Source organism: Acetomicrobium sp. S15 = DSM 107314, assembly GCF_016125955.1.
Lineage (GTDB): Bacteria > Synergistota > Synergistia > Synergistales > Thermosynergistaceae > Thermosynergistes > Thermosynergistes pyruvativorans.
Genome location: NZ_JADEVE010000140.1, coordinates 1 through 418, shown reverse-complemented (window position 1 = coordinate 418; position 418 = coordinate 1). Strand labels below are relative to the sequence as shown.

Here is a 418-nt window from a genome sequence, read left to right as displayed (position 1 = left end):
GGCCATTTTTACTATCCGAGGCAATATATCGTTTCAGAGATGCTTTGGCAGAAGCTTACTCCAGAACAACAGCAGATTATAGCCGAATGCGCTAAGGCCGCCTGTGAAATTCAACGTGAAGAGATTGCGAAATACGAGACACGCATGTTGGGCGTCTTAAAATATCTGGGCATGTGATAATTTCTTTAGATCATTTATATTGTATATATCTCTGCAAAAATTGTGTAAATGGTGATTGATTATTACTATGGGAGTGTTTGCAAGCTTTTTGATGCAATTTATGGATATTTTTGGTAGTTACGAAGAAATCGGATTTTCCTTCTATTATTTCCCATTCCACATCGAGCCCCAATTCCCTCTGTAACGGCACGATGCGATTGAGCAGCTCAGCTACGCCTCCTCCGCTTCTGGTGGAATT

The 418-nt window shown here is 40.9% G+C and carries 2 pseudogenes; one reads left to right on the top strand and one right to left on the bottom strand.

Going from position 1 to position 418, the window contains the following annotated elements:
* A pseudogene (locus tag EZM41_RS03460) lies at window positions 1-177 on the top strand (DctP family TRAP transporter solute-binding subunit); the annotation flags it as partial.
* Between the two features lie 13 nt (window positions 178-190).
* Here the strand turns inward: EZM41_RS03460 and EZM41_RS13510 are convergent.
* Window positions 191-418 (bottom strand): annotated as a pseudogene (locus tag EZM41_RS13510) (hypothetical protein); the annotation flags it as partial.